The following is a 6,381-nucleotide window of genomic DNA, read 5'->3' on the forward strand; positions in this document are numbered from 1 at the left end:
TCAGATGTCGAAAACACAATCGTTCACGTAAAAGACCGCCCGGGTCACGATGCCCGCTATGCAATCGACTGCACAAAAATCAAAAAAGAACTCGGCTGGGAGCGCAAAATGACCTTCGAGCAGGGCCTGTCACTTACAGTAAACTGGTATCTTGACCACAAAGAATGGGTAGACCATATTTTGAGCGGCGAATATAAAAACTGGGTTGAAAAAAACTACGGAGAACGCTCTTGATTTGGGTAATTGGTTCAAAGGGAATGCTTGGCACTGAGGTCTGCCGCACCCTCAAAGAAAACAAAATTGACTTCATCGGCACGGACAGCAATGTCAGCATTCTTGATTTTAAGGTACTTGAAGAATTTGCTGCCGGGAAAAAAATCTCATTTATCGTTAACTGTGCCGCCTACACAGCCGTAGACAAAGCTGAAAGCGATGAAGAAAATGCCCGTGCTTTAAATGCAGAAGGACCACGCAATATTGCCCGGCTTGCAAAAAAAATCGGATGTCCTTTGATTCATATTTCTACAGATTATGTTTTTAACGGAAGTGCAACTTCACCAATTACGGAAGATTTTCCAATAAAACCTATTGGAGTTTACGGACAGACGAAAGCAGAAGGTGAAAAGGCAGTTGCAGAAGAAACTAATGATTATTATATTCTTCGAACTGCATGGCTTTACGGCTACAATGGGAAAAATTTCGTCTACACGATGATTCATGCGATGAATGCACGAGATAACCTTAAAGTGGTAAATGACCAGAGGGGAACTCCCACAAACTGCACCACGCTTGCAAATGTGATTTTGAAGATTGTTCAGAGTAGAGATTCTTCGGCTGCACCTCAGAATGACAAGATTCCTTATGGAATATACCATGTGACAGATGAAGGAGAAACAACCTGGTTTGATTTTGCTAAAGAAATATTTACCCGGGGGTTAGAAGCTGGAATCGTCACAAATAAAAACTGTGCCGTAAATCCGTGTGCGACTTCTGAATATCCTACGCCTGCAAAACGGCCGGCTTATTCAGTTTTAAGTAAGAAAAAAATACAGAAAACACTTGGAATAAAACTTCCTGAATGGCAGGAAAGTCTCAAATCTTTCATAAATTCTTCATGCTTTGACAAGAAACGCATTGAATTGTAAAATTAAACTGTGTTTCTGGTTTTATTAATTACTGCTGTATGTTTTCTCATTTTTATCCGTCTGGTTGTTGTTTTTAAGGATCAGATTAACTTTTTCACGATGGGGCAGGATAAAGGTTTCAAATTTTCTGAAATCTTACTTTTATGGAAACTTGCAAAAAATGCAGAACTTGAAGAACCGTCATCACTTTATGTTTCTGTTCCAACTTTAAACATGGCAATTTCAAAAATTGTTGAAGAATCCCAGGAAAACGGAACAGAATCAGAAGCTAAAGTTCAGGATTTTATATCCAAACTCTATGAATACCGAACTAAAATTGACCTCGACCACGAAAATAAACGGGGAATCGAATCCACAAAATTTCTTGATAAAGGCCAGCGTCTGCGTCTTATTCTGCGGGGGAGCGGAGTTTTTGTTTCAGAAATTTTAAGTACCGGTCATGATTTAATAATCCGGGTACCTGTAAAAAAAGGCGTAAAACCTTTAGACGGCAGTGAATGGGTTAACCGTGATGTAAGTGTTTATCTGTGGCGCAAAGGTGATGCCGGTTATGTTTTTGATACACGGGTAACTGACGCAGAAATTTTTCAGGGACAGAGTGCAATTCATCTTGCCCACACAAATAAACTTGAACGGGCACAAAAGCGTAAATCAGTCAGAGGCGAGTGTCAGATTTATGCCCAGCTTTATTTTATTGAATCAGATGAACCGGTTTTTAATGAAATTGAAGTCACACCAGGCTATAAATGCCTTCTAGAAGATATTTCTGAAGACGGAGCTTTAATCAGAACCGGAGGGAAGGGACAGCCGAATATCCGCATAAAAATTCAGTTTGAGCTTGATGATAAGCTCATTGTCATGTTCGGTGTTATACGTGCTGTTGAATACAATCAGAAAGCCAATCAGTCACGCCTGCATTTTGAATGTCTCCACATCGAAAAAGAAATGCGTAATGTTATCCTGAACTACATTTACCGTGATTTATCCGAAGAAAAGAAAGAAGTTCTTGATGCCCTTGTCCAGACAGAAGAAGATGAACTTGAAGAAAAGCAGGCAGAAAAAATCGAACAGTTAGCCGCTCAAAAATCACTTGAAGAAAAAAGCACTCAGCTTTCTGATGATTTTATTGAAGATCTGGCATCAGAATCTGTTGGAGAGTAGGTTATGAAAAAATTCAGTTTTTTACTTGTATTAGTTTCCGGATATACTTTTTTTTCTGCAAATGCAGCAGTTTCAGAACTTGAAAGGCAGTTTATAAAAGGAAACATTACCGAAAAAACAGAACTTGTACAAAAATCTGCTTCTTCTACAGAAAATCTTTCTTTAACAGCACTGGATTATGTAATTGAAAATGCACCTGCTTTAGGCGAAGACTTGCAGTTAAAAGAGCTTGCTCTTGCTGCCGTTGTTTCACTCAATCAGACAAATGAACAGATTGAAGAAAAGCTGTCTGCCATTTTTTATTCCTTTACCGATGAGACTATTCGTGTAGAAATTCTAAACAAATTCAACATTTTTCAGTCAGAATCAAATACAATTGCAACACGAATCATAAATGACTATCTTACAAATGCTTTTAATTCCGGTTTTGAGGGAAATCCTGTCATAAAAAGTTCAATAGTCTGTGCCGGACGGTTCGGAAATCAGGAAACACTGAACATTCTTTACAACATTCTGCATGCAAAAAAATGGCCGCTCTTTACCCCTGAAACAGAAAATTCCTTTGTAAATCTTTCAAAAAAATACGAATATGACACAATAAAAATTCTTTCCGGCCTCGAATTTACTGAAGCTGCAGAATATTTTACAATTCTTTCAAAATCTGAGCAGATTTCTCAAATTTTTCTTTGTGAAGTTGCCGAAAACATGCTTTTTTCGACAATAACTAAAGCAGAGACTTTGCAGGAAACTTCAAAAGAATATCAGGAAAGTTTTGCAGATTTACAGATTCTGGCAATGGAAATTTTATCAAAAAACAAATGGTCACATGCTTCAGAAGCTGTAAATTCAACTGTAAAAATTTCAAAAAAAGAATACGAAGATAAAATTTTAAGCGAAGAAAAATTCATTCAGATTATTACGTATTCTATTTCGCTTCCCACTTCTGAACTTGCCCAGATTCTTTCAGGTTTCCTTGCAGAGTGCAACGGCAAAGTAGAACTTGCTTCATCTGACACTGACAGCAGAATCGAAATGCCTGCCAAACAGGTTGTGCTTGCTCTAATCAAAGCTTTAGGGAGTCTGGGAGACAAAACTGCCTTTGATAATCTGCTTTATGTAACATATTTAAATAATTATCCTGTTGAAGTTATCGAAGAAGCAAAGACTGCTCTCACATCATTGAAGTGGTAAAAAATCCAGTAATATGTTCTGCTTTTTTATGCGCACTTTTGTTTTATTCAGGAATCGCAGAAGTTAAAATTCAAAATAGTTTTTTTACACTTGCAAAAAAAACTGAAATCACAAAACTTGAAGGATATGTACAAAGCAATCCGGTCAAAACCAGAATCAGAGATTCCTACAAAGCAGATTTTTGTGTAAAAAATGTATGGACAAAAAACGGTAAGTATTCAGCAGGCGGAACTGTATGCCTTTTTATTAACAGTGAAATTGTTGAACGCTATTATCCGGGAAAATTATATACAGGCTTTTCGGGAAGCCAGAAAGCCTTCTTAATAGAAAACGGTTCTGAATTAATTTTAGATGTAGAACCTTTTTTTTCAAATAAATACACAGTTTCTTATTCGGTAGAAGACGGAAAATTCAACGGCTGGCATGGAAATTTCATAAAAAGCAGGTTTGTTAAATTCCGGGCATTATGCCGTCTTCAATTTAAAAGACTCATGTACGCCTGGGGAAAAGCCGGAGGATTTTTACTGGCTTTACTGTCCGGAAGCAGGGAATATACTGAAGAATGTGTTTCGGAAGGTTTCAGAAATGCCGGTCTTTCTCATGTTCTGGCGCTTTCAGGAATGCATTTAGGACTTTTCGGGGGTATAGCTTTGTATTTCGGAAAAAAAGCCTCAACCAGAAATCTTGCGGATGCACTTCAGCTTGCTGCAATTTTATTTTTTGTCTGGTTTGCAGGTCTTTCTCCGTCTTTATTCCGTGCATTTCTGGCTTCTTTAATTTTATACCTAAATTCACTTTTAAGAATGAACCGTCCGGATTCTTTATCCCTATTATCTGTATGTTTCATTATACATGTTATTATATTTTCAAGTCATATTTTTGAACCGGCTTTTATGCTTTCATATTCAGCCTTAGCCGGAATCATCATATTTTCACGATCTATAAGAAAAATTATTCCTGTCATTATTCCCTTTAAGCTTCGTTCTTCACTTTCTGAATCAGCCGCAGCAAATTTTTCTACAATACCGGTTTCAATCTGTTTTTTTAATAAAGTTATACCGGTGGGAATTATTGCAACTGTAATTGTTTCCCCGCTGGTGATTTTTTTTCTTTATTTCGGTCTTTTAGGAATATTAATTTCCCTCTTATTCCCTTTTCTTTCCCCGTTATTTAATGGTATTATGAATATGTTGTATCTTTTTATAAAAAATTTAGTTTTGTTTTTTGGATAAAGGAATAAAATGAATCACCCTGATTATAACAGCCCTTCAGCTCTAAAAGCCTTTTTAGATGAAAACGGCATGGCAATGCAGAAAAAATTCGGTCAGAATTTTCTTGTAAATGAAAACGCCCGCAAAAAAATCATTGACTTTCTTGATATAAAAGAAGGTACAAAAGTCTGGGAAGTAGGACCCGGCTTAGGCTGCATGAGCGATGAAATTTTATCACGGAAAGCTTTTCTTACAGTATTTGAAATCGATCACGGATTTGCACGCCTTTTAAAGCAGTTTTTTTCTGATTATGAAAAAGACGGAAAGTTTACACTTGTTGAAGGCGATGTACTTAAAACCTGGAAAAATTTTTATGAGCAGATTAAAACTGATAATTCAAAACTTCCTGAAAGATTTTTTGGAAATTTACCCTATAATGTTGCCGCAACAATAATCGCAGACACAATCAACGAAGGTGTACGGTTTGAAAAAGCTGTAGTCACAATTCAAAAAGAAGTAGCACAGCGAATGGCTGCAAAAGAAGGAAGTGAAAATTACTCATCTTTTTCAGTATTGTGCCAGTGGGCTTATTCTGTAAAACCTGTCATTGATCTGGCTGGAGGTAACTTCTGGCCGGTTCCAAATGTAGCAAGCCGTGCGGTTTTAATGACAAAACGCAATGATTTTCCACGCTGCAACAATCCAAAGCTCTTCATGAAAATGATCCGTCAGCTGTTTGCTTCAAGAAGAAAAACCTGCCGGAACAATCTGCTTTCAATCGCCGGAGGAGCAGAGAAGACCGACCTTGTTCTTGAAAAAGCCGGAATAAAAGGCAGCGAACGGGCAGAAAATTTAAGCGTAGAAGCACTTTTAAAGCTTTCAGACTGTCTTAATGAGGTTATGTGAAAAAGTTTTTCTTTACACTGATTTCGATTTTTCTCATTTTTTCAAACGTCACATTTGCCGCAGATTCTTCAACTTCAACCACGAATTACGATGACATAAATTTTCCACAGTGGTCACGTGATTTAAGAAGAACTGAAATCATAACATTCGGCTCTCTTCCTTTTGTTACACTGTGGACTACAGTCGGATACTCTTTATACAAATACGGAAAATTTAAAAATCCTCTTGATAAAAGCACTTCATCTTTCACAGAAGACGACCAGTGGAATATCATAAAAATTTCTGCCGTCACCTGTGTGGGTCTCGGTCTTACCGATCTCGCCATTAATTTAATTACCAGAGATGCAAAAGAACGAAAAATTAAAAAATCACAAAAAAATCAGGCTTATTCAGTAATTCCAGAAAGCGAAATGGAACGAAAACCTCCGCAAATGAATGAATCAGAAACCGATGAACAGGCAGAAGAAAGGCTGAAAAGAGAATTTCAAATTGAAAGTCAGGAACGCCCCGGAATATTAATCGAAGGAATTGAAAATATCCTTTTTTAATGCGAAATTATCGCTAAAAAAATCTAACTGTGATATAATCATTAATCATGATTGCAAAACATATTCAGGAAACAATTAATTCAAAGGGTGCATCAGTAATCCGAAAAATGTTTGAAGAAGGCATCGTACTTAAAAAACAGTACGGTGAAGATAAAGTTTTTGACTTTTCACTCGGTAATCCCGACTTAGATCCGCCAAAAAAAGTAGTTGAGGCTATGC

At 37.0% G+C, this 6,381-nt stretch carries 7 protein-coding genes; all 7 read left to right on the top strand.

Annotated features, from left to right (window positions below; all coding sequences use genetic code 11):
- Window positions 1–234, top strand: a 234-nt coding sequence (locus tag ACKI5B_RS02915; protein ID WP_407425653.1) for a GDP-mannose 4,6-dehydratase, incomplete at its 5' end; no start/stop codon positions are given.
- Complete coding sequence (gene rfbD, locus ACKI5B_RS02920; RefSeq protein ID WP_407425655.1) at window positions 231–1,145, top strand: dTDP-4-dehydrorhamnose reductase; 915 nt, start codon at window positions 231–233, stop codon at window positions 1,143–1,145. The genes ACKI5B_RS02915 and rfbD, both read left to right, overlap by 4 nt.
- 9 nt (window positions 1,146–1,154) lie before the next feature.
- Window positions 1,155–2,306: a PilZ domain-containing protein gene (locus ACKI5B_RS02925; RefSeq protein WP_407425657.1), complete on the top strand. Its 1,152-nt coding sequence runs from the start codon at window positions 1,155–1,157 to the stop codon at window positions 2,304–2,306.
- A gap of 3 nt (window positions 2,307–2,309) precedes the next feature.
- The gene (locus tag ACKI5B_RS02930; protein ID WP_407425659.1) at window positions 2,310–3,497 is read left to right on the top strand and encodes a hypothetical protein; all 1,188 of its coding nucleotides are present in this window, start codon (window positions 2,310–2,312) and stop codon (window positions 3,495–3,497) included.
- Window positions 3,491–4,729 carry a ComEC/Rec2 family competence protein gene (locus ACKI5B_RS02935; RefSeq protein ID WP_407425661.1) on the top strand — a complete coding sequence of 413 codons (1,239 nt, stop codon included), beginning with the start codon at window positions 3,491–3,493 and terminating at the stop codon, window positions 4,727–4,729. The genes ACKI5B_RS02930 and ACKI5B_RS02935 overlap by 7 nt, the downstream gene beginning before the upstream one ends.
- A gap of 9 nt (window positions 4,730–4,738) precedes the next feature.
- Window positions 4,739–5,614 carry a 16S rRNA (adenine(1518)-N(6)/adenine(1519)-N(6))-dimethyltransferase RsmA gene (rsmA, locus tag ACKI5B_RS02940; RefSeq protein ID WP_407425663.1) on the top strand — a complete coding sequence of 292 codons (876 nt, stop codon included), beginning with the start codon at window positions 4,739–4,741 and terminating at the stop codon, window positions 5,612–5,614.
- Window positions 5,611–6,162, top strand: coding sequence for a hypothetical protein (locus tag ACKI5B_RS02945; protein ID WP_407425665.1), 552 nt, complete (start codon window positions 5,611–5,613; stop codon window positions 6,160–6,162). The genes rsmA and ACKI5B_RS02945 overlap by 4 nt, the downstream gene beginning before the upstream one ends.
- Window positions 6,163–6,381 lie beyond the last annotated feature (219 nt).

The sequence above is a fragment of the Treponema sp. genome, assembly GCF_045657965.1.
Classification (GTDB): domain Bacteria; phylum Spirochaetota; class Spirochaetia; order Treponematales; family Treponemataceae; genus Treponema_D.